The 20,643-nt window shown below is 59.9% G+C and carries 21 protein-coding genes and 1 tRNA gene; 6 read left to right on the plus strand and 16 right to left on the minus strand.

Annotated elements, in window-relative coordinates; translation table 11 throughout:
• Positions 1–13: 13 nt before the first annotated feature.
• Positions 14–1,414, minus strand: coding sequence for an argininosuccinate lyase (gene argH / locus AC13Q5_RS13700; RefSeq protein WP_488501971.1), 1,401 nt, complete (start codon positions 1,412–1,414; stop codon positions 14–16).
• Positions 1,415–1,437: 23 nt separating this feature from the next.
• Here argH and tlpA point away from each other — a divergent pair, with 23 nt between their 5' ends.
• Positions 1,438–2,103: a thiol:disulfide interchange protein TlpA gene (gene tlpA, locus AC13Q5_RS13705; protein ID WP_488501972.1), complete on the plus strand. Its 666-nt coding sequence runs from the start codon at positions 1,438–1,440 to the stop codon at positions 2,101–2,103.
• 122 nt (positions 2,104–2,225) lie between these two features.
• The gene (locus tag AC13Q5_RS13710) at positions 2,226–4,082 is read left to right on the plus strand and encodes a tetratricopeptide repeat protein (RefSeq protein WP_488501973.1); all 1,857 of its coding nucleotides are present in this window, start codon (positions 2,226–2,228) and stop codon (positions 4,080–4,082) included.
• A 44-nt stretch (positions 4,083–4,126) separates the two neighbouring features.
• Here the strand turns inward: AC13Q5_RS13710 and AC13Q5_RS13715 are convergent, their stop codons facing one another.
• The 6 genes from AC13Q5_RS13715 to AC13Q5_RS13740 all read right to left on the minus strand — a co-directional run bounded on the left by AC13Q5_RS13715 (position 4,127) and on the right by AC13Q5_RS13740 (position 9,030).
• A complete protein-coding gene (locus AC13Q5_RS13715) occupies positions 4,127–5,005 on the minus strand; it encodes a 3-hydroxybutyryl-CoA dehydrogenase (RefSeq protein ID WP_075853771.1) in 879 nt (292 codons plus the stop codon).
• Between the two features lie 148 nt (positions 5,006–5,153).
• Positions 5,154–6,083 (minus strand): electron transfer flavoprotein subunit alpha/FixB family protein, encoded by a 930-nt coding sequence (locus AC13Q5_RS13720; RefSeq protein ID WP_488501974.1) that lies wholly within the window; start codon positions 6,081–6,083, stop codon positions 5,154–5,156.
• Between the two features lie 27 nt (positions 6,084–6,110).
• A complete protein-coding gene (locus tag AC13Q5_RS13725) occupies positions 6,111–6,872 on the minus strand; it encodes an electron transfer flavoprotein subunit beta/FixA family protein (protein WP_488501975.1) in 762 nt (253 codons plus the stop codon).
• Between the two features lie 195 nt (positions 6,873–7,067).
• Entirely contained in the window at positions 7,068–7,646 is a 579-nt protein-coding gene (locus tag AC13Q5_RS13730) for a cob(I)yrinic acid a,c-diamide adenosyltransferase (RefSeq protein WP_488501976.1), read from the minus strand.
• A gap of 225 nt (positions 7,647–7,871) precedes the next feature.
• Positions 7,872–8,075, minus strand: coding sequence for a twin transmembrane helix small protein (locus AC13Q5_RS13735; RefSeq protein WP_015341309.1), 204 nt, complete (start codon positions 8,073–8,075; stop codon positions 7,872–7,874).
• 121 nt (positions 8,076–8,196) lie between these two features.
• Positions 8,197–9,030 (minus strand): SDR family oxidoreductase, encoded by an 834-nt coding sequence (locus AC13Q5_RS13740; protein ID WP_488501977.1) that lies wholly within the window; start codon positions 9,028–9,030, stop codon positions 8,197–8,199.
• A 111-nt stretch (positions 9,031–9,141) separates the two neighbouring features.
• Here AC13Q5_RS13740 and AC13Q5_RS13745 point away from each other — a divergent pair, with 111 nt between their 5' ends.
• Positions 9,142–10,092, plus strand: a complete 951-nt coding sequence (locus tag AC13Q5_RS13745) for a YihY/virulence factor BrkB family protein (RefSeq protein WP_457882227.1) — start codon at positions 9,142–9,144, stop codon at positions 10,090–10,092.
• Here AC13Q5_RS13745 and gluQRS read toward each other — a convergent pair.
• A complete protein-coding gene (gene gluQRS / locus AC13Q5_RS13750; protein ID WP_488501978.1) occupies positions 10,057–10,938 on the minus strand; it encodes a tRNA glutamyl-Q(34) synthetase GluQRS in 882 nt (293 codons plus the stop codon). The two genes, AC13Q5_RS13745 and gluQRS, sit on opposite strands and share 36 nt — an antisense overlap.
• On the opposite strand from gluQRS, the gene AC13Q5_RS13755 reads away from it, so the two are divergent.
• The gene (locus AC13Q5_RS13755; protein ID WP_488501979.1) at positions 10,937–11,626 is read left to right on the plus strand and encodes a DNA-3-methyladenine glycosylase family protein; all 690 of its coding nucleotides are present in this window, start codon (positions 10,937–10,939) and stop codon (positions 11,624–11,626) included. The two genes, gluQRS and AC13Q5_RS13755, sit on opposite strands and share 2 nt — an antisense overlap.
• 111 nt (positions 11,627–11,737) lie before the next feature.
• The gene (locus AC13Q5_RS13760) at positions 11,738–12,295 is read left to right on the plus strand and encodes an HNH endonuclease (RefSeq protein WP_015341304.1); all 558 of its coding nucleotides are present in this window, start codon (positions 11,738–11,740) and stop codon (positions 12,293–12,295) included.
• A 253-nt stretch (positions 12,296–12,548) separates the two neighbouring features.
• Here AC13Q5_RS13760 and AC13Q5_RS13765 read toward each other — a convergent pair whose 3' ends face one another.
• The 6 genes from AC13Q5_RS13765 to AC13Q5_RS13790 all read right to left on the minus strand — a co-directional run bounded on the left by AC13Q5_RS13765 (position 12,549) and on the right by AC13Q5_RS13790 (position 17,597).
• Positions 12,549–13,061 (minus strand): disulfide bond formation protein B, encoded by a 513-nt coding sequence (locus AC13Q5_RS13765; RefSeq protein ID WP_488501980.1) that lies wholly within the window; start codon positions 13,059–13,061, stop codon positions 12,549–12,551.
• A gap of 16 nt (positions 13,062–13,077) precedes the next feature.
• Positions 13,078–13,671, minus strand: coding sequence for a YqaA family protein (locus AC13Q5_RS13770; RefSeq protein ID WP_488501981.1), 594 nt, complete (start codon positions 13,669–13,671; stop codon positions 13,078–13,080).
• 277 nt (positions 13,672–13,948) lie between these two features.
• Positions 13,949–15,130 (minus strand): hypothetical protein, encoded by a 1,182-nt coding sequence (locus tag AC13Q5_RS13775; protein ID WP_488501982.1) that lies wholly within the window; start codon positions 15,128–15,130, stop codon positions 13,949–13,951.
• Positions 15,131–15,162: 32 nt separating this feature from the next.
• Positions 15,163–15,711 (minus strand): ImmA/IrrE family metallo-endopeptidase, encoded by a 549-nt coding sequence (locus AC13Q5_RS13780; RefSeq protein ID WP_488501983.1) that lies wholly within the window; start codon positions 15,709–15,711, stop codon positions 15,163–15,165.
• A 360-nt stretch (positions 15,712–16,071) separates the two neighbouring features.
• Positions 16,072–16,156 (minus strand) — tRNA-Leu (locus AC13Q5_RS13785).
• A gap of 142 nt (positions 16,157–16,298) precedes the next feature.
• The gene (locus tag AC13Q5_RS13790; protein ID WP_488501984.1) at positions 16,299–17,597 is read right to left on the minus strand and encodes an MFS transporter; all 1,299 of its coding nucleotides are present in this window, start codon (positions 17,595–17,597) and stop codon (positions 16,299–16,301) included.
• Between the two features lie 238 nt (positions 17,598–17,835).
• Here AC13Q5_RS13790 and AC13Q5_RS13795 point away from each other — a divergent pair, with 238 nt between their 5' ends.
• Positions 17,836–18,423 carry a TetR/AcrR family transcriptional regulator gene (locus tag AC13Q5_RS13795; RefSeq protein WP_488501985.1) on the plus strand — a complete coding sequence of 196 codons (588 nt, stop codon included), beginning with the start codon at positions 17,836–17,838 and terminating at the stop codon, positions 18,421–18,423.
• Positions 18,424–18,430: 7 nt separating this feature from the next.
• Here AC13Q5_RS13795 and AC13Q5_RS13800 read toward each other — a convergent pair whose 3' ends face one another.
• Together AC13Q5_RS13800 and AC13Q5_RS13805 are read right to left on the minus strand one after the other, a co-directional pair.
• A complete protein-coding gene (locus AC13Q5_RS13800; protein ID WP_488501986.1) occupies positions 18,431–19,225 on the minus strand; it encodes a class I SAM-dependent methyltransferase in 795 nt (264 codons plus the stop codon).
• Between the two features lie 317 nt (positions 19,226–19,542).
• Complete coding sequence (locus tag AC13Q5_RS13805) at positions 19,543–20,523, minus strand: aldo/keto reductase (RefSeq protein WP_488501987.1); 981 nt, start codon at positions 20,521–20,523, stop codon at positions 19,543–19,545.
• Positions 20,524–20,643 lie beyond the last annotated feature (120 nt).

Below are 20,643 nucleotides of genomic sequence, written 5' to 3' on the forward strand. Positions count from 1 at the left end.
TTCGTCAGTCTTTTCAGTTGCGAGCGCGCCAGAAAGCGATCTGCTTGCGCACTTCGGAAGGTGCCGTGCCGCCGAAGCTCTTGCGGCTGGCAACGGAGGCTTCGACCGTCAGAACATCGAAGATCTTGTCGGTGATGTCGGGATGGATCGCCTGCAGGTCGGCAAGCGAAAGCTCCGCCAGCTCGCAGGATTTGCTTTCGGCAAGCGCCACGGCGCGTCCCGTCACATGGTGGGCATCGCGGAAGGGCAGGCCTGCTTCGCGCACCAGCCAATCGGCAAGGTCGGTCGCGGTCGAATAGCCGGAACCGGCGGCGGCCTTCATGCGGGCGGTGTTGATCGTCATGTCGCGCATCATGCCGGTCATGGCGGCAATCGCCAGTTCCAGACTTTCGGCGGCGTCGAAGACCTGTTCCTTGTCTTCCTGCATGTCCTTGGAATAGGCGAGCGGCAGACCCTTCATGATGGTCAGCAGCGCCACCAGTGAGCCGTTGATGCGGCCGGTCTTGGCGCGCACGAGCTCGGCGGCATCCGGGTTCTTCTTCTGCGGCATGATGGAGGAACCGGTCGAGAAAGCGTCGGACAGGCGCACGAAGCCGAATTGCGGCGTCGACCAGATGACGATTTCCTCGGCAAGCCGCGACAGATGCATGCCGGCGATGGCGGCGATTGACAGGAATTCGAGGGCGAAATCGCGATCGGAAACGGTGTCGATCGAATTGCGGGTCGGTTCGCGGAAGCCAAGTGCCTTCGCCGTCATGTGGCGGTCGATCGGGAAGCCGGTGCCGGCAAGGGCGGCGGCGCCGATCGGCGATTCGTCCATGTGCTCGATGGCATGGCGCACGCGCGAGCGGTCGCGCCCGAACATCTCGACATAGGCCATGCAATGATGGCCGAAGGTGACGGGCTGTGCCGTCTGCAGGTGCGTGAAGCCGGGCATGACGGTTTCGGCATGCTCTTCGGCGCGATCGAGGAAGGCTGCGATCAGACCGGTCAGCGCCTGCTCGCATTTCTGCAGCTCTTCCTTCACCCAGAGGCGGAAGTCGAGCGCCACCTGGTCGTTGCGCGAGCGGGCCGTGTGCAGGCGTCCGGCCGCCGGGCCGATCAGGGTCGCAAGCCGCGCCTCGATGTTCATATGGATGTCTTCGAGACGGCGGGAGAATTCGAAATTGCCGCTTTCTATCTCTGACAGGATCGTGTTCAACCCGTGAACGATCTTGTCTTTATCCTCGGTTGAAATGATGCCTTGATTGGCGAGCATGCTCGCATGCGCGATTGAGCCGCGGATATCCTGGGCAAACAGCTTCTTGTCGAAATCGATCGAGGCATTTATCTCCTCCATGATCGCCGCGGGGCCGGAAGCGAAGCGTCCGCCCCACATCTGGTTGGAGGATTTGGTGTCCGTGCCGTCAGTCATGAGATGCCCACCTGGAGAATGTAATGACAGCAAAGAAGCCGTTCGGTCTGCCGTCCATGAAACTTGTTCTGCTTGCCGCCGTCGCTGGGGTTATTGCCGGTGCGGCAGCGGTATACGTGAAGGAGGCGGGGTATGGCAATGGCATTGGTGAAACGGCTTCGGCCGATCAGTGCGGGTCGGCTAGGGATCGTGCTGCTGCCTTAAAGCCGTTTACCAAGGGCCAGGTCGCCGCCATGAGCGTGCCGCCGGCGCCGATCTCGCTGAAGGATGTTTCCTTCAAGGGTGCCGAGGGGCAGCCGCTTTCGATTGGCAGTTTCTCCGGCAAGACGGTTCTGCTGAACGTCTGGGCGACGTGGTGCGTGCCGTGCCGCGAGGAAATGCCGGCGCTCAACGCGCTCGAAAAGAGCGTCGGCAACGACAAGTTCGAGGTGGTCGCCGTCAACATCGACACGGGCGACGATGAAAAGACCAAGGCCTTCCGCACGGAATATGCCATCGACAAGCTCGGCTACTACCGCGACAACACGATGGGCGTGTTCAACGTGCTGAAGAAGCAGGGGCTGGCCTTCGGCTTGCCGGTGACTTTGCTCATCGACAACAAGGGCTGCCTGCTGTCGGCCATGAATGGGCCGGCGGTCTGGGACAGCGAGGATGCTAAGAATCTGGTGAAGGCCGCAACAGCGCTGTAACGCGTTCGTACGCCGGGTCGTCAGGCGTTAAGAATTGGAATTGATCGAAGGAAGGTCATCCTCGGGTAAGGCCCAGCTGAGAGGCTGGAATCACCCTAGGCACTTTTTGAAAATCGATCCAGATGAACCAGTCACCTGCGCATGCTTCGGCCGATGCATCAGCGGCTCCCCATGTCTTGTCTCAAGCCGAGACTTTGACGGGGGCCGGTCGCTACGAGGACGCTATCCACCTATTGCTATCGGCCCACGAGCTTGTCAGCCGCGAACCGGTCATGTGCAACATGCTGGGATTTCTGTTCCTGCAGGTTGGCAGGCCGCAGGACGCGGTCCCGTGGTTCGAAGCGGTGCTCGGTCTCAAGCCCGATTATATTCAAGCGATATCTGGCCTCGGTACGGCATATCAAAGCGGTGGCGATCTCGTCCGGGCACTGCAGTGCTACGACAGAGTCGTTGCGGTGCAACCGGACGACGCGGCGTCCTGGTACCATCAAGGGTTCGTGCTTCAGGAGTTGGGGCGATCGGTCGAGGCGCTTTCGAGCCTTGACCGGGCGGTCTCTCTGAAAAGCGACTTTGGTCTGGCCCTTGCCAAGCGCATAGAGGTCATCGAGTCGCTGAGCAATATGCCGGAGGCCATGCAGGCAGCCTTGCGTAGCTGCCATCAGTCGCCCGAAGATGTGAGATCGTGGTCGCAACTTGGGGATCTTCTCCAGAAATATCGCGATTTCGACAAGGCGATCGCAGCTTATGACAAGGGACTATCGCGCTTTCCCAATGACTTCCGCTGCCTCTGCAACAAGGCGCAGGCGCTGGAGGCTACGGGGCGCTACCGCGAAGCCCTGATCACGGCGCAACAGGCACTGCGCGTCGAACCAAGCGATCGCGATGCGCTGGTGCTCTGCGGCAAGCTCGAACTCAAATTCGGAAATCCGGCGGCTGCGCATATCTGCTTTCAAATCGTTGCCGATATGGGTGTGGTGCGTAATTACCCGGCGGCGAGGAAGCCTGCCAAGTTTCGAGCGCTCCTGCTCTTTTCGCCCGAGGCTGGCAACACACCCTATGAGGATCTGATCAGAGACAGTTGCTTCGATACCGAGGTGCTCTTCGTTCTGCGCGGTTATCGCAACGATCCGCAGGATTGCAGCGATCGGGTCGATGTCGTCGTCAATCTCGTTTCGGAAACCGATTTTGGGCTCGACGTCATGGCGTCCGCAATCGATGTCGCCGATTCCCTGCACAGGCCCGTCGTCAATCACCCGCGGCTGATGTTGGCGACGGATCGCGAATCCATCTCGCGGCGTCTGACCAGCGTTGCGGATGCGGTCATGCCGGCGACGGTTCGGATCGAGGCCAAAGATCTGCAGAGAAGGGTGCGGGACGGCGATACGAAAGCTTTTCCGCTGATCGTGCGCCATGCGGGCAAGCATGGCGGTGACATGATGGAGCTGGCCGACGATGCCGATACACTGTTGCGCTTTGCCGAAGAGGCCGGAGAGCAGACCCTCTATCTGACTGAATTCGTCAATTACAGTTCACCCGATGGGCTGTTTCGCAAATATCGTTTCATCTTCGTCGGAGACCAGATCCTCCCCTATCATCTCGCCATCGGCGATGGCTGGAAGGTGCATCATGCCTCGACGCGCATGGCCAGTGTCGAATGGATGCGCAGGGAGGAAGAGGCCTTCCTCAATGAGCCGGAGCGCGTTTTCGGAGTGAAAGGCATGGCTGCCCTCGATGCCATCCGCCGCCAGATCGGTCTCGATTATTTCGGGATCGACTGCTCGCTCGATTCCGAGGGCAGAGTGGTAATTTTCGAGGTCAACGCATCGATGCTGATCCATCTTCATAATGCGGGCTTTGAATACAAGACGCCGCATGTGCACAGGATCAAACAAGCGTTCGAGCTGCTTCTGGAGCGGAGGGCGAACGAATACCGTTCATGGGTTTCGACAACGGGTGCGTTGTGGGCGCGGAGCGCATAGTCCCGGCTGAGTGACCTCGTCTCCGACAGCGTGATGCTTGACGATTACCGTGTCGGGACGGGCACTTCGCCGCGGTAATCGTAGAAGCCGCGGCCGGATTTGCGGCCGAGCCAACCAGCTTCGACATATTTCACCAGCAGCGGGCAGGGGCGGTACTTGGAGTCGGCGAGCCCGTCATGCAGCACCTGCATGATCGACAGGCAGGTGTCGAGGCCAATGAAGTCTGCGAGCTGCAGCGGACCCATCGGGTGGTTGGCGCCGAGTCGCATGGCAGTATCGATGGCGTCGACGGTGCCGACACCTTCGTAAAGCGTGTAGATCGCCTCGTTGATCATCGGCAGCAGGATGCGATTGACGATGAAGGCGGGGAAATCCTCGGCGACGGTGATCGTCTTTTCCAGCGAGGAGACGTAGTCCTTGGCGGCGGAGAAAGTCGATTCTTCGGTGGCGATGCCGCGCACCAGCTCCACGAGCTTCATGACCGGGACCGGGTTCATGAAGTGGATGCCCATGAAGCGTTCGGGACGGTCGGTGGCGGAGGCAAGCCGGGTGATCGACAGTGACGACGTATTGGTGGCAAGCAGCGCTTCCGGCTTCAGCACCGGACATACCTGTGCATAGATCTTGCGCTTGACGCTTTCGTCTTCCGTCGCGGCCTCGATGGCGAGGTCGACCTGGGCGAGATCATTGAGATCGGCCGAGCCGGTGATGCGGGCAAGGGCTGCCTTGCGCTCTTCGTCGCTCGTCTTGCCGGATGCGACCTGACGGGCGAGGTTGCCGTTGATAGTGGCAAGGCCGCTTTCGATGCGATCCTGCGAGAGATCGTAGATATGGACCTTGTAGCCGGCCATGGCGGATACATGGGCGATGCCGCAGCCCATCTGGCCGGCGCCGATAATACCGATCGTCTTCAGCGAACTCATTGCCAACTCCCCGGCGGCGCGCTCTTGGCGGTGCGCTATGCTTCTAACCACAAATTTGCCGGGCCATTTCTAGCCCGGCAAAGATTGATAGACCTATAAGAGACGATTTTCCAGTCTCTCGCAACTGCGAGAAACCCGATCGATGCGCTCAGAGCGCCTTTTGCAATTCCGGGAGTGCTTCGAAGAGGTCGGCGACGAGGCCATAGTCGGCGATCTGGAAGATCGGGGCTTCCTCGTCCTTGTTGATGGCGACGATGACCTTGCTATCCTTCATGCCGGCGAGATGCTGGATGGCGCCGGAGATGCCGCAGGCGATATAGAGCTGTGGTGCGACCACCTTGCCCGTCTGGCCCACCTGCCAGTCGTTCGGCGCATAGCCGGCATCGACGGCAGCACGCGAGGCGCCGACGGCAGCACCGAGCTTGTCGGCAACCGGAAGGATGACTTCCTTGAACTTCTCGGCAGAACCGAGCGCGCGACCACCGGAGATGATGATCTTGGCGGATGTCAGCTCCGGACGATCCGAAGAGGACAGGGCATCGCCGACGAAGGTGGAGAGTGCCGGGTCGGCCGCGGCAGATACCGTCTCGATTGCAGCTGAACCGTCTTCGGCAGCAGACGCGAACGAAGCCGTGCGCACGGTGATGACCTTCTTTGCGTCGGTCGACTGCACGGTCTGGATGGCATTGCCGGCATAGATCGGACGCTTGAAGGTATCGGCCGACACCACTTCGATGATTTCCGAGACCTGGGCGACGTCGAGCAGGGCGGCGACGCGCGGCAGCACGTTCTTGCCGACCGAGGTCGCAGCACCGATGATGGTGTCGTAGGAACCGGCCAGCGAAACGATCAGCGCCGCCAGCGGTTCTGCCAGATTGTTGGCAAGGCTTGCGTCTTCGGCAACCAATACCTTGGAAACGCCGGAAAGCTTGGCAGCCGCACCGGCCGCAGCCTGGGCACCGGCACCGGCGACCAGCACATGGACGTCGCCGCCAATCTTCGTCGCTGCCGTCAGCGCCTTGGCAGTCTGGTCGGAGAGGTGGGCATTGTCGTGATCAGCCAGAAGAAGAATGGCCATGATGTCTAACTCCTCGTTCGGACTGGGTTACAGGACGCCGGCTTCGGTCTTGAGCTTCTCGACCAGCTCGGCAACCGACTTGACCTTGACGCCCGCCTTGCGGCCGGATGGCTCTTCCGTCTTCAAGACCTTCAGCCGCGGCTCGGTCGATACGCCGAAATCGGCCGGCGACTTCTTGTCGAGCGGCTTCTTCTTGGCCTTCATGATGTTCGGCAGCGAAGCATAACGCGGTTCGTTCAGGCGCAGGTCTGACGTGACGACGGCCGGGAGCTTGACTTCGATCGTCTGCAGGCCGCCATCGACTTCGCGGGTGACCTTGGCCTTGCCCCCAGGGCCAGCAGCTTCGATCTCGATCTTCGAGGCGAAGGTTGCCTGGGCCGTGCCGAGCAGCGCCGCCAGCATCTGGCCGGTCTGGTTGCTGTCGTCATCGATCGCCTGCTTGCCGACGATGATGAGGCCCGGCTGTTCGGCCTCCGCCACACCCTTGAGTATCTTGGCGACAGCCAGCGGCTCGACGGCATCGTCGGTTTCAACGAGGATGGCGCGGTCCGCACCCATGGCAAGGGCCGTGCGCAGCGTTTCTTCAGCCTTGGCAGGCCCGATCGATACGACCACGATTTCCTCGGCCTTGCCGGCTTCCTTCAGGCGCAGCGCCTCTTCGACCGAGATCTCGTCGAACGGGTTCATCGACATCTTCACGTTCGATAGCTCAACGCCAGAACCATCCGGCTTCACGCGGATCTTCACGTTGTAGTCAACAACCCGCTTAACGGGAACCAGTATCTTCATGGAATCCTTCCTTCAACATGACCGCCCGAGAACATGCGCTGCTTAGCGCCATTCCATTTGTCGAATGGCGACATGGATACGCGTTTTTTCCCCAATTACAACGCTTCCAGGCCGCCGAGAGACGAATTGCTTGAAAGGCATAAATAACGTTTACGTCAACGTCAATACATATGCCCGGGTGATTGGCGGATGCCGCTATCGATTCTTGCCCGGAACCCAGAGCACATCGGCGCGGCCACGATCATTGGCATGGCGTGCGGCGACGAAGAGGAAATCGGACAGTCGGTTGACGTATTTCAGTGCCGCCGGGCTAACCCTTTCGCCTTGTTCACGCGACAGCGCCACCATCAGGCGCTCGGCACGCCTGGCAATGGTGCGGGCGAGATGCAGATGGGCGGATGCAGCACTCCCGGCCGGCAGAACGAAGGATCTCAGCGGCTCGAGATCGGCATTGAGCAGGTCGATATCGTGTTCGAGGCGCTCGACCTGATGCTCGATGATACGCAAGGGTTCATAGGCCAGAGGCTCATCGGTTTCAGGCGTCGAAAGATCGGCGCCGAGATCGAAGAGATCGTTCTGAATGCGCGTCAGCATCGCGTCGATCTCGGGCATGTCGGACATGTGCAGCCGGGCGACGCCGATGGCGGAATTGGCTTCATCGATAGTGCCGTAGCTTTCGACGCGCAGGTCGTGCTTCAGCCGCCTCGGCCCGGTGGCGAGGCCCGTGGTACCGTCGTCGCCGGTCTTGGTGTAGATCTTGTTGAGCTTGACCATCGTGTTCCTGCGGTTAGAGCCTTTCGCTTTCCTTAGGATCGCGAAACGCTCTATCCCTTTGTTTTACGCAATTCCGGACGGAAAACCGCTGCGCACTTTTCCTGGAATTGCCTTCGAGCATGATGCCGAAAAGTGTTAGCGGTTTTCGGGCGACATCATGCTCTATTTCTTTGATTCTAGAGCGGATTCAGATTTTAGGTCGAACAGACCTAAAATCATCCGGCTCTAGGCCGGGCGGCCGCCGCCCGTCAGCCAGAGCGTCAGCATGATCAGAATGACTGCGACTGCCTGCAGCAGGACGCGCAGCTGCATCAGCCGGTTCGAAAGGTTGGGGTTGTCGCCTTTCATCATGTTCAGCAGGCCGCGAATAAGAACGATCGCGACGAGGCCCATGACAATGATGGCGGCAACATAAGTAACGGTAGACATGGCTCCTCCACCCTTGTCCTCAGAATGGCTCGGCGTTTCATGGAAGTTCCAAGCCAATCTATGTCATCGTTTGCACAATCCTGAACGGAAAAGGCGCTCCGCGCCTTTGCCTGAGGTTGCGCTAGTCCAGCCGGCGCATCAGACGATAGAAAAGGTTAGCCGGCAATAGCCTTTTCAGAAGGACGCCCTGCTTTGCAGGCGTCGTTACCAAATAATGCGGGCGCGGATTTCCAACGTTCAAAGCGGATTTTAGCACATCATAGACCGCTTCCGGACCCAATTTATGTTTATTGATCGGCCCTGATCCATCAAGCCGTTTCAGCTGCCTGCGGTATTCCACCGCATGAGGAGAACCTTCGAGGTTGATATGCTCGTTGATCTTGGCGAGCGCATTGGCGGTGAACTTGGTTGCAATCGGGCCGGGCTCGATGAGGCTCACATGGATGCCGCTATCCTGCAGCTCCATTCTGAGCGTGATCGTCAGCCCTTCCAGCGCGAACTTCGAGGCGGTGTAGGCGCCACGGAAGCGGTAGGGGACGAGCCCCAGAATGGACGAGCAATTGACGATGCGGCCATGACCCTGCTTGCGCATCAGCGGCAGGATCTGGCGCGTCAGCTCGTGCCAGCCGAAGAAATTCGTCTCGAACTGTTCGCGCAGCACATCGGTCGCAAGATCCTCGACGGCGCCCGGCTGGCCATAAGCGCCATTGTTGAAAAGGGCATCGATACGATCACCCGTGCGCTCGCGCACCGCTGCCACCGTGGCGGAAATCGTCTCGGGCTTTGTGTAATCGAGTAGCAAGGCTTCGATGCCGTCGGCTTCGAGCGCCGCGAGATCTTCCTGCCTGCGCACCGTCGCAAAGACCCGCCATCCGTCGTCGCGCAACGCCCGGGCGCAATAGGCGCCGATTCCGGAAGAGCAACCTGTGACGAGGATAATGCGTTGTTCCGTCATGGAAAGATGATTCCTGTACAAATCAGGTCTCGTTTCCCATATTCAGAAGCCCGATACAATCGACAACCGGCGACAACCGTCGGATGAATGCCGACGTCAAGCGGAGATGGAATGCCGACAGCCCTGCGGACGATTTACAAGGTGATCTACGACGCAGTGTTCCATTTCGTCGAGGATGACGGGTTCGCCATGGCAAGCCATGTGGCGCTGTCGACGCTGCTGGCGGTTTTCCCCTTCCTGATCTTCGGCACGGCGCTGGCGAGCTTTCTCGGCGCCAGCCAGTTTTCGTCGACGGCGGTGCATCTGATCTTCGATACCTGGCCGGAGGCGATCGCCAAGCCGCTCGCCGATCAGGTGGTGCAGGTGCTGACCATTCCGCGCGGCGGGCTTTTGACGATTTCCGTGCTTGCGGCCGCCTATTTCGCCTCGAACGGCGTCGAGGCACTGCGTATATCGCTGAACCGCGCCTATCGCGTGCCTGAAACTCGGCCCTGGTATTTCAACCGTCTCGCCAGTCTCGGCTATGTACTGATCGCCGTGCTGATCTTTGCTATTCTCAGCATCCTGCTCGTCGCCGTGCCGCTCGCGCTCAACTACACAAGGCAATGGCTGCCGAAGCTTGCCGATATCCTTGATATCGTCTTCAGCTGGCGGATCTACGGCACGATCTTCCTGTTGCTGGCGGGCCTGATGATCCTGCATCTGTGGCTCGCGGCCGGGCGCAGGCGGGTGTTCGACGTCATCCCCGGCGTGATCCTGACGCTGGTCTTCTGGTCGATCGGCGCTCTGCTTTTTGCCTATTACCTTTCAACCTTCGCCAATTACACCGCCACCTATGCCGGTCTGGCATCCGTGATGATCGTGCTGATCTTCCTCTATATGCTTGCCGTGATCTTCATCATGGGGGCGGAAATCAATGCAGCCTTGATGAAATTCCGCGTGCGACGTTTGCTGTTTGGCAAGGCGGCAGGCCGTCCGTCCGCCGAAGCGCCGACCGAAAAAAGGCCATCCGAATCAAGGGCCGAATCAGAGACCGATGCGGCGGCGAAGCTCCGCCGGTGAGAGGCCCAGATTGCGCCATTCGGCAATGCCGGTGTCGCCCAGGCTCTTCGACAGTTTCTTGCCATCGCTGCCGAGGAGGAGGCGATGGTGATGATAGAGCGGCTCCGGCAGGGCAAGCAGGGTCTGCAGCAGGCGATGGATCGAGGTGGCGTGGAAAAGGTCGAGCCCACGCACGATGTGGGTGATGCCCTGTATGGCATCGTCGACGACAACGGAAAGATGATAGCTGGAAGGCGCATCCGAGCGCGATAGCACCACATCGCCCCAGGCGGCCGGGTCGGCAGAGATAGTGCCAGTTTTGCCGTCGCCGCTTTCCTGCCAGTGGAGCGGCGCGTTCGTTGTCTTCAGCGCCTTCTCAATGTCGAGACGCCAGGCATGTTTCATGCGTGACGCCAGCAGGCGCTGCCGCTCGGCATCGCTGCGCTCGCGATCGTCGGGCGGGTAGAGCGGCGTGCCGTCGGGGTCGCGTAGCCATGATTTGCCATCTGCCTCGAAAGCAGCGACGCGTGATTTGACCTCGCCGCGGGTCAGGAAGGCGGGATAGACAAGACCGCGCTTGATGAGCCTTTGCAACGCTTCCTGATAGGCCGGAAAGTGCTTGGACTGCCGGCGCACCGGCTCCTGCCAGCTGAGGCCAAGCCAGGAAAGGTCGGTGTAGATGCCCTCTTCGAAATCGGGTGTGCAGCGCGCCTGATCTATGTCTTCGATGCGCAGCAGAAAATCGCCGCCGCTTTTCTGCGCCATGTCGTGATTGAGGATGGCCGACAGCGCATGGCCGAGATGCAACGGACCGTTCGGGCTCGGGGCAAAACGGAACTTCGGTTTTTGACGGGGAATCTCGATCATGCTTTCTTCTGCCACGAATTTTAACCGGGGACTACGAGACGCCATGCAGATCATTCGCGACGAGCGCGATATCGAACAGGGACTGGCTGCGCTATTGGAGCTCGATCCGCGCCTGCGGCCCGTTGCCGCAGAGGCAGGCACCTTGCCGCTACGCCTGCGCGAACCGGGCTTCGAGGGGCTTGCCCATATCATCGTCTCGCAGGTCGTCTCCCGCGCCAGCGCCGATGCGATCTGGGGGAAGATGATCGCCGGGATGGGGCAGGTGACCGCTAGGGGTTACGTCGGCCTCGAGCCGGAGGCATGGCGGACCTTCGGCCTGTCGCGAATCAAGCACGAGACGCTGGCGCGCGTGGCCGAAGCTGTTGCCGGCGGCAGCCTGGATCTGCATGCGCTGAGCGCCGAATCACCTGACAAGGCGCTCGCCGAGCTGACTGGAATCAAGGGAATCGGCCCTTGGACGGCCGAGGTCTACCTGATGTTCTGCGGCGGTCACGCAGATGTGTTTCCGGCCGGCGACGTCGCGCTGCAGGCAGCCGTCGGCATGGCTTTCGGCCATGAAGTCAGGCCCTTGGCCAAGGCAGTTGCCCGGGAAGCCGCGGTTTGGGCGCCCTGGCGCTCGGTCGCGGCGCGGCTTTTCTGGGCCTATTATGCCGTAAAAACACGCCGGGATGCGCTGCCTATAGTTTAATCTGCGGCCTCCCCGAAATTGCCTTTATGCACTGAATTTATTGGACTTCACAATCCTGTAACAACCGGCCTAATATACAGGTACAGATGCCGAATCGATCAGGAGGGTTCCTTGACGATTGCAGTCTCACCGCAGTCCTTGCCGGCGCTCGTGTTGAACGCCGACTACAGACCGCTGAGTTACTATCCCTTGTCGCTCTGGTCCTGGCAGGACGCGATCAAGGCGGTTTTTCTTGACCGTGTGAACATCATCGCAGAATACGATCAGTGCGTGTCCTCACCGAGCTTCTCGATGCGGCTGCCGAGCGTCGTATGCCTGAAGACATATGTGCAGCCGTCCCGCAATCCCGCCTTTACCCGCTTCAACGTCTTCTTGCGCGACAAGTTCGAATGCCAGTATTGCGGCTCCCATGACGACCTGACCTTCGACCACGTCATCCCGCGCGCCCATGGCGGCGAGACGACCTGGGAGAACGTTGTGGCCGCCTGTTCGCCGTGCAATCTCCGCAAGGGCAGCAAGCTGCCGAAGCAGGCCGGCATGTTCCCGGCGCAAAAGCCATACCAGCCGACCGTGCAGGACCTGCACAACAACGGCCGCCTGTTCCCGCCGAACTACCTGCACGACAGCTGGCTCGACTATCTCTACTGGGATTCGGAACTGCAGCCTTAAGATTGATTTTCTGAGAAGGTCGGGCGAGCTTCGCTTGGCCGCACCTATATGCACGGCCCCTCACCCTAGCCCTCTCCCCGCAAGCGGGGCGAGGGGACGACAGTGCAAGATAATCGGCCTCACCACATGAACAGAAGCGGCGTTGGGCATTGTAGAGCCCTCCTTCTCCCTGCATGTGCGGGGAGAGGGTTGGGGCGAGGGGCCAGGCATGCAGCGACGACAATCGCTCGTTCGCCTGACGGCTTCAATTCAATCAACCCGCCTTCTTAGCACCCACAAAAGCAATCGCAGCCAGGATCACGCTGGCGATCACGTTCCAGCCGGCCATCGACAGGCCGAGGATGCGCAGTGCCGCTTCCGTGCAGGATGGGCCCTTGATGGTGTTCAGCTGACCGAGCAGGTCGCCGGCATTCTGCGTGACGCTGCTTGCCGTCGTCGAGCAGGTGGTCGGGCCTTCCCAGAAGTGCCATTCGACGCCGGCGTGGTAGACGCCGATGCCGCCGCCGACCACCATCATCAGGCCGGCGATGATCAGCAGCCCGCGGGTGATCCAGGAAGGCAGGCCGGCAACTGCCGTCAGCACGGCGATGATGGCGACGGGGATGCCGTAGTAGTAGGGCTGGCGCTGCTCCAGGCAGAGCGCGCAGGGGATATAGCCGCCGATATACTGGAAGCCGAGCGCCGAGCCGATGACGACGACCATGCCGATCGTCAGCAGGGCACCGTAGCCGAGGCCGGCGCGGGAGGAGGGCGAAGTCGTGGACATGCTGGGGGCTCCTTGGTCAACTTGCCAGGGCAAAATGGAAGACGGCGTATAGGGCAATCAGAATGCCGGCCGCGACCATGGTGATCTGGCCGAGGCGCTTCTCGATGAAGTGGCGGATAGATTCGCCATAGCGGCGCAACAGGAAGGCCAGGAAGAAGAAGCGGGCGCCGCGGGCGACGATGGCCGAGATGATGAACAGGCCGAGATCGATATGGGCGACGCCGGAGAGGATGGTCACCACCTTGATCGGCGGCAGATGCGCGAGGCCCGACGTGACCAGCAGCAGGAGCACCCATTCATAGGTGATGCCGGCGCTCATCTGGTTGAAGGCGTCGAGCTTGCCGTAGAATTCGAGGATCGGTTTGGCGATGGTCTCGAAGGCGTAATAGCCGAGCGCCCAGCCGGCAATGCCGCCCAGCACAGAGGCAACCGTCGCCGTCAGCGCATAGCGCCAGGCGCGCTCAGGCTTGGCAAGCGACATCGGCAGGAAAAGCACGTCGGCCGGAACGAGAAAGATCGAGCTTTCGACGAAGGCGATAATGGCCAACCAGATTTCCGCCGATTTGCGGCCGGCAAGCGACATGGTCCAGTCGTAAAGTCTACGAAGCATGAGGGCCCCTTTTTGCTGCGTTGCAAACCTTTAGGGGGCAGGATTATGGCTGTAAATGGTCGGGGACTGACGGAAGTGGCGGAAAGGCAAAATTTTTCGTGATGGTGGGGGTGGGATTACGAGACATGACCAATGCTTTGATCGCGGTTGACACGGTACCGTCGCTTCCTACGGAACTTGTGGCGAATAGGATAGTTGGCTTAAATTATCGCGAGCATTTGAACGGACAATGCGCTGACGGCTTCGGGTGACCACACTATGCGTATTTTTTGAGATACTAGGTCTCGTCATCACCCTTGTCTTTACGAGGACGTTTCGCCTGACGCATTTGCCTTTCTGAAGCTTCTTTCGCTTTTCTCAAAAAGGCTTGTCGACGACGACCTTCCAAGTGAGCGTCGTTCGCGATCGTTTCAAATCTCGCGGAACGCTGTCTTGTTAGAGACTCCATTGCAGCTGACTGTAAGTGCCGAGCAAAATCCGTAACCAGACTATCAAGCGCGTTGGCTTCCCCGTTCTCGTGAAGCGAAGCGGAGTCCTCTAGGTTTTTGTCCTGCTTTTTTGCGTCCTCAATTTGTCGTTGCCAGTTCTTCCTGAACTCTTCATATGAGACGGGGAGCGGTGTAGACACCGATCTTGAGTTTACCGGCAAAACGGGAACTTCAATACCGTGCGACATGAGATATGCGCGCAAAAAATCCCGGAGCGCTAAGGGAGCAATATCCGACTCCTTAGTGACAAATCGCTCCCTCGTACGCACCTCTCTTTTAACAGCATCGCGCTCGGTATCGATACAGACGATTGGATAGGGTTGGTCGCCGTTGACTCCCTTTAGATGTTGCCTGCCGTCGTAACGGAAGTCTCGTGTGAAAAGCTTTTGCTCCTTCGCATCAGCAAGAAGTAGAGCCAACTCCGCTGATGCTGCGAATCTGTCGGTCTCGGCATATCGCGCCACGCGAAAGCCGGCGTCGATGGCGCTGCCGAGAAAGTCGAAACTGTGTGGTTCGTTATCGGCTCTGTTCTCAAAATCTTCGGTGAGAAAATCTTCATCCGGAAGTGTAAAAGAGATTTCGCCGTTAGTTATAAGGAAGCTGACGTTTTTCGCGGGAAATTCGGCAATCCATCCCGCACCCTTCACGTCTAACTGAGCTTTGGCTAGAGATATACCATACTCCTCTAGCGCGCCGATGAATGCAGTAACGCAGCATGATAAGTGTTCTAGGTTCAAAACCTTACAGCAAAATAATAGTTCGTCCCCGATTATTTTCCAAAGCTTAGGGCCATGCGCGGCCTCATCCTCCTCGGGCTTGCCGCTTTTGGTGTCGCGATAGTGGACGTCAAGAACCTCGGGGAAAACCCGATAAAAGTCGCGGAACTCGCCCAGCCACCCCGGATGTGCCTTGCCTTCGACTGAAGCACCTTTTGCTTTAAACGCCGTCGATCCAGCAAGGTCGACCGTCAAAAATAGACGAATCCGATGTTTAGGACAGACCGTCACGCGTGTTCTTTTAGCTCCAGGCTCTTTATCCGCACTTTCACCGCTTTTTGGCTGACACCGAACATGTCGGCCAAACGTTCCAGATCATTGCCCTCGCCATAGGCGGAGACAAATTCTGTCTTTGGCATGACGAATGAAGCAGCAAACCAATTTGCTTCCCACTCACAACGCTGGAGATCTGAGTCGCTTTCATCAACCCATCTTGTGGCACGCATGCCTTTACCGGGATGCTGACGCTGCACAAATGGGAAATGCAAAAACAGGTGACCCAGTTCGTGAGCTATCGTAAACTTGTCACGCCTTGCGGAGGTGATTGCAGGCAGGAAAATTGTGAAACCTCCCTGCGGCTCGACGCGAATAGATTCTTGGATTTCTTCGCCCACAGGATTGTCGAAAGAGACACTGCCGCCCAACTCGGTAACGAGCGGCTCTATAGGGTCACCGCGTTTGAATCCGAGACTACGCGCGATATCTTCCGCAAGGGCCCAAATGTTGTCCCTTGAGGCGCGCGCCGGTATCGGATTCTCGTAACGAGATTGCACCATCAAACCTCACTTGGATGTACCACACACCCCAACACCGCGATGTTGGCGACATAGCGGCGATTTTCTATATCATAATGGCTATGTTCGTTACTTTCTACAATAGTCACTATTGACTCTTGAGAAATTAGATTGCCTCGAAGGTTGTTAGTTGTTCATGCGCTTACATTTGCAACGCGCCGAACTTTGTTACCGTCCCAGTGATTTGCCGAGCGAAGCCGGGACTTGGCGTCGATATTCGAAGCTGCCCGTGCCTGTCCTCTTCACGTACTTCAGGGTGATGGTCTTCATTTTTGGTCCTCCTTCAGTGGAGGACGAGTTGTGCTAAGGATTTCAGTGAAATACGGCTTTTTGCCTGTCCGATGGTGCCCCATGCCGGAGTCGAACCAGCACTTCTTTCGAAACTCGATTTTGAGTCGAGCGCGTCTACCAATTCCGCCAATGGGGCAACGGGGTACTGACGAGGCGGCTGTCTAGCATGTGATCGGCGGGGCGCGCAAGCCGGGTCGGCAGATATTGCGAGTGTTTCCGCAGGGTTGCAGTTTGGCCCATGGCGCGGGTATGCGCCACGGGCTTTTGTCGCTTGCGGCTCAGTGAGCCATGGCCGGGCCTTTGCTGGCGGAGCCGGATTTTTGCAGGGTGATCGCCAGGATCGCGGCGAGCAGGCAGAAGGCGCCGGCGACGAAGAAGGCGGGCAGGTAGGTGTTCAGCTCCGTGCGGGTGAGGCCGGCGCCGTAGGCGGCGGTGGCAGCACCCAGCTGGTGGCCGGCAAAGACCCAGCCGAAGACGAGGCCGGCCTTTTCGCGGCCGAAGCGGTCGGCGGCGATCTTGACGGTCGGCGGCACGGTAGCGATCCAGTCGAGGCCGTAGAAGACGGCGAAGATCGACAGGCCATAGAAGGTGAAGTTGCTGAAGGGCAGGTAGACCAGCGACAGGCCGCGCAGGCCGTAATACCAGAAGAGCAGCCAGCGATTGTCGAAGCGGTCGGAGAGCCAGCCGGAGCCGATCGTGCCGAAGAAATCGAAGATGCCCATGACGGCGAGTACGCTGGCGGCCGCCACCGGCACGATGCCGAAATCGCCGCAGAGCGTGACGAAATGCGTCTGGATCAGGCCGTTGGTCGACAGGCCGCAGATGAAGAAGGTGGCAAAGAGGATCCAGAAGGTCGAGGTCGTGGATACCTCGCGCAGGATCGCGATCGGCGAGGCGAGTGCTGCCCTCAGGTTCCTGGTTGCCGCCGGCGGTGGTGTGATGTGAATTTCGCCGACCAGCGGCAGATTGACGTCCGAGGGGCGGTCGCGCATCAAAAGCAGCACGATAAGGGCGGCAACGACGATCATGCCGCAGACGAAAAGCACGGTGGTGCGCCAGCCATAGCGCGTCGTCAACTCCGCCATCAGCGGCAGGAAGACGAGCTGTCCCGTGGCCGAGCTTGCCGAGAGCATGCCGATGACGAGGCCGCGATGCTTGGTGAACCAGCGCGTCGAGACGGTCGCGGCGAGCACCATGGCGGTGAGGCCAGTGCCGAAGCCGATGATGATGCCCCAGCATAGCAGCAGCTGCCAGACTTCGGTCATATAGAGCGAGCCGATGAAGCCGACACAGATCGTTGCCAGCGCGAAGACGATGACCTTGCGCACGCCGAAATGGTTCATGAAGGCGGCGGCGAAGGGACCCATGAGGCCGAACAGCACGAGGCGGACCGCAAGGGCGGACGAAATGGAGGAGGTGCTCCAGCCGAACTCGTCTTCCAGCGGCTTGATGAGTACACCGGGCGCGCCCATGGCGCCGGCGGTGACCAGCATGGTGAGGAAGGTGGCGGCGACGACGACCCATCCATAGTGGATGTTGCGCCGGGCGAGCGTCGAAGCAAGGGCAGTGGAAACCATGAGGTGCGTTCCGATAAAGTTTGCGTGTCTCGGCGTCAGAAATCGAGAGGTTTTGCGAAGGCGCTCGGTCGCGGACGGCCAGGGGTACCGTATCCGCTTATAGCGCCCTGCCGCCCTCCCGGCTTGAACGTTTGTGTAAAGGCATTTACATGATTGTTATCATATTTGTTGCGTATTGATGATGGCCATCATATAAATTGTCAATACAGATTTATTGATGCTGTTATGGAGTTTTTTGATGAGAGTGAGCCGGGAAAAGTTCGCCGAGAATCGCGAGAAGATCCTTGCCGTGGCAGGAGAGCTCTTTCGCGAGAAGGGTTTTGACGGCATCGGCGTCGCCGACATCATGAAGGCGGCGGGGCTGACGCATGGTGGCTTCTACGGCCATTTCGATTCGAAGGACGAGCTTGCCTGCGAGGCGAGCAAGGCCTTGGTGTCGCGCTCGCTGGCGCGCTGGAAGGAGGTCGCGTCAAGCTCGCCCGATCAGCCGTTGGAAGCGCTGCTTGCCCATTATCTCTCGCATCGCAACGTGGTGGAGCATGCGACCGGCTGCGTCTTTGCGGCGCTGACGCAGGAGGTCAGCCGCCATGGACCGAAGATGCAGTCCACCTTCACGGGCGGTTTGATGGGGCTGGTCGAAGTGCTCGAGGAGATCGTTCCCGGCGAAAAGCCGGAGGATCGCCGGCGCAAGGCTTTTGCGAGCCTTTCCGCCATGGTCGGCGCCGTCATCTTGGCGCGGGCGATGGACAATGCCGAACTGTCGCAGGAATTCCTGTCGGCGACCCGGCAGGAGCTTTCGCCGCTGCCGGGTGAAAACGTCGGCTAATCCCGCTCTAGTCGCGGAAGGCGAGCAGCCCGTTCGCCTCGACGATTTCCTTGAACTTGCCGTCAGGCGCGACCGCCAGAAGCTCGGCGCGCAGAGCCGCCTCAAAATCGGCGGCCTTGTCGCCGAGCGCCTGCGGCGAGGTTGACGACATGGAGAAGATGCGGCCGACGATCTCTTCGATATCCCTTTCATATTCCGAGACGATGCCGATCCGCTCCAGATTGCGGAAGGGGGAGGCGAGCAGCATGGCTTCATGCGGTGCCCATTCCTTGCTCCTGCGCATCTGCCGTTCCGCACTGCGCTCCGGCGAATAGGTTTCCATCAGCGGCTCAAGGATGCCGCGCCAGTTCGGTTCCGCCAGAACGCCCTTGTCGTGGAAGAGGACGACGGCGCCGCCTGGCTCAATCAGCTTGTCCAGTGCTTGGAGTGTTGCCGGCCTGTCCATCCAGTGGAAGGAGCGGCCCATGACGCAGAGGTGCAGCTTACCGATATCGGCGCCGAGATCATAGGACGAGCCCTGACGAATATTGATGTCGACGCCAGCCGTCTTCGCGCCGGCCTCGACTTCGGCGAGCATTTCCGGCTCCGGGTCCATGGCGGTGACGGCCGCGCCCTGCAGCCGCGCGAAGGCGATGCCGAGCTGGCCGGGGCCGCAACCAAGATCAAGCACATGATCGCCGGGCTTCAGGCCGCTGCGTTCGGCAACGCGGGCAATCAGCCTGTCCGGGTAGGGGATGCGATAGCGCAGGTAATAGGCCGCGGTCGATTGAAAGCGCCGCGCTTCGAAGGGAACTGTGATCATTAGATGTCATCCTCGGGAGTAAGGAACGCTGACCTGTTAAGCCTCAACTGTGACCCGTTCGTGAAGTCACTTTTGCGCGATTTGTGGTGCGCGCGATGGCCTAGGCTTCAAAGGTTGGGATTGCCCCTCACCCCAACCCTCTCCCCGCGAGCGTGGAGAGGGGACGGTATCGAATTTGCGGTTCTGTCCATTTACCCAGAAGGCGCTGATGGAGTCCGATAGCCCCCTCTCCCCGCTCGCGGGGAGAGGGTTGGGGTGAGGGGCTAAGCAGCCAACGCAGCTTCATCAGCCTCGGCCTGACCAGCGCCAATCCCCGATCACTTGAACCCGGCAACTCCGTGCGGAACATAAGGGCTCTCCAGCGCCTCGATTTCCTCCGGCGTCAGCTTGACCTCCAGCGAGGCGACGGCATCGGCAATGTGGCCGGGCTTGGAGGCGCCGACGATCGGTGCGGTGACGGCGCTCTTCTGCAGGATCCACGCGGTCGCGACCTGCGCGCGCGGGATGCCGCGTGCCTTGGCGACAGTGCCGACGGCCTCGACGATCTTGCGGTCGGCTTCCAGCGCTTGCGTGTAGAGCGTCTTGCCGAATTCGTCGGACTGGGTGCGGGCCGTCGCTTCGTCCCAGTCGCGGGTAAGCCGGCCGCGGGCGAGCGGGCTCCAGGGGATGACGGCGATCTTCTGGTCCTCGCAGAAGGGCAGCATCTCACGCTCTTCCTCGCGATAGAGCAGGTTCAGGTGGTCCTGCATGCTGACGAACTCGGTCCAGCCGTTGAGGCGAGAGGTGTAGACCGCCTTGGCGAACTGCCATGCATACATGGAGGAGGCGCCGATGTAGCGCGCCTTGCCGGCCTTGACGACATCATGCAGCGCTTCCAGTGTTTCCTCGATCGGCGTCGTATAGTCCCAGCGGTGGATCTGGTAGAGGTCGACATAGTCGGTGCCGAGGCGGCGCAGGCTGTTGTCGATCTCGTCGAAGATCGCCTTGCGCGACAGGCCGGCGCCGTTCGGGCCAGGGCGCATGCGATTGAAGACCTTGGTGGCAAGCACGACATCATCGCGGCGGGAGAAGTCCTTGATGGCGCGGCCGACGATCTCCTCCGAGGAGCCGTTGGAATAGGTGTTGGCCGTGTCGAGGAAGTTGATGCCGGCCTCGATCGCCTGGCGCAGCAGCGGCCGGCTGTCCTCTTCCTTCAGCGACCAGGCATGCGTGCCCTTGTTGGGATCGCCATAGGTCATGCAACCCAGGCAGATGCGTGAGACTTCAAGACCGGTCCTGCCGAGCTTTACGTATTCCATCACTATTCTCCGTCCATTCGATTATCCGGCGCAAAGAGGCCCGCCGTCGCAAAGGCGGGATGCGTGCGTCACCAAAAGCAAATCGGCGGGTCAAGCTTGCCGCCGGTCGGTGCGTCAGTT

Source organism: Martinezella sp. CNPSo 3964 (assembly GCF_057784375.1).

Coding starts and splice junctions, on each gene's coding strand:
- AC13Q5_RS13735 (WP_015341309.1), bottom strand. CDS start 8,075: ATGTCTACCGTTACTTATGTTGCCGCCATCATTGTCATGGGCCTCGTC.
- AC13Q5_RS13765 (WP_488501980.1), bottom strand. CDS start 13,061: ATGTCCACGACTTCGCCCTCCTCCCGCGCCGGCCTCGGCTACGGTGCC.
- AC13Q5_RS13805 (WP_488501987.1), bottom strand. CDS start 20,523: ATGGAATACGTAAAGCTCGGCAGGACCGGTCTTGAAGTCTCACGCATC.
- AC13Q5_RS13780 (WP_488501983.1), bottom strand. CDS start 15,711: ATGGTGCAATCTCGTTACGAGAATCCGATACCGGCGCGCGCCTCAAGG.
- AC13Q5_RS13800 (WP_488501986.1), bottom strand. CDS start 19,225: ATGATCACAGTTCCCTTCGAAGCGCGGCGCTTTCAATCGACCGCGGCC.
- AC13Q5_RS13770 (WP_488501981.1), bottom strand. CDS start 13,671: ATGCTTCGTAGACTTTACGACTGGACCATGTCGCTTGCCGGCCGCAAA.
- AC13Q5_RS13795 (WP_488501985.1), top strand. CDS start 17,836: ATGAGAGTGAGCCGGGAAAAGTTCGCCGAGAATCGCGAGAAGATCCTT.
- argH (WP_488501971.1), bottom strand. CDS start 1,414: ATGACTGACGGCACGGACACCAAATCCTCCAACCAGATGTGGGGCGGA.
- AC13Q5_RS13720 (WP_488501974.1), bottom strand. CDS start 6,083: ATGGCCATTCTTCTTCTGGCTGATCACGACAATGCCCACCTCTCCGAC.
- AC13Q5_RS13710 (WP_488501973.1), top strand. CDS start 2,226: ATGAACCAGTCACCTGCGCATGCTTCGGCCGATGCATCAGCGGCTCCC.
- AC13Q5_RS13715 (WP_075853771.1), bottom strand. CDS start 5,005: ATGAGTTCGCTGAAGACGATCGGTATTATCGGCGCCGGCCAGATGGGC.
- tlpA (WP_488501972.1), top strand. CDS start 1,438: ATGACAGCAAAGAAGCCGTTCGGTCTGCCGTCCATGAAACTTGTTCTG.
- AC13Q5_RS13730 (WP_488501976.1), bottom strand. CDS start 7,646: ATGGTCAAGCTCAACAAGATCTACACCAAGACCGGCGACGACGGTACC.
- gluQRS (WP_488501978.1), bottom strand. CDS start 10,938: ATGATCGAGATTCCCCGTCAAAAACCGAAGTTCCGTTTTGCCCCGAGC.
- AC13Q5_RS13740 (WP_488501977.1), bottom strand. CDS start 9,030: ATGACGGAACAACGCATTATCCTCGTCACAGGTTGCTCTTCCGGAATC.
- AC13Q5_RS13790 (WP_488501984.1), bottom strand. CDS start 17,597: ATGGTTTCCACTGCCCTTGCTTCGACGCTCGCCCGGCGCAACATCCAC.
- AC13Q5_RS13745 (WP_457882227.1), top strand. CDS start 9,142: ATGCCGACAGCCCTGCGGACGATTTACAAGGTGATCTACGACGCAGTG.
- AC13Q5_RS13755 (WP_488501979.1), top strand. CDS start 10,937: ATGCTTTCTTCTGCCACGAATTTTAACCGGGGACTACGAGACGCCATG.
- AC13Q5_RS13725 (WP_488501975.1), bottom strand. CDS start 6,872: ATGAAGATACTGGTTCCCGTTAAGCGGGTTGTTGACTACAACGTGAAG.